General features: G+C 68.1%; 1 protein-coding gene. It reads left to right on the top strand.

What is annotated here, in order from left to right:
- Positions 1–229: ATPase, T2SS/T4P/T4SS family (locus tag ACQG3P_RS25730; RefSeq protein ID WP_426806627.1), on the top strand; the 229-nt coding region annotated here is incomplete at both ends.

Below are 229 nucleotides of genomic sequence, written 5' to 3'. Positions count from 1 at the left end.
CGATACGCACGGCTTCAACGAAGCACTGCGTTCGGCTCTGCGTGAAGACCCGGACATCCTCCTGGTCGGCGAACTCCGCGACCTGGAATCCATCCGGCTGGCGCTGACCGCCGCCGACACCGGCCACCGGGTGTTCGGCACGCTGCACACCAGCTCGGCGGCCAAGCCCATCGACCGCAGCATCGACGTGTTCCCCGCCGGCGAAACGCCGATGGTGCGCTCGATGCTG

It is taken from the genome of Stenotrophomonas sp. SrG (assembly GCF_050031795.1).
In the GTDB taxonomy this organism is placed as follows: domain Bacteria; phylum Pseudomonadota; class Gammaproteobacteria; order Xanthomonadales; family Xanthomonadaceae; genus Stenotrophomonas; species Stenotrophomonas rhizophila_A.
The sequence above is the reverse complement of the archived record's forward strand: the minus strand, read 5'-3'. Positions and strand labels throughout refer to the sequence as shown.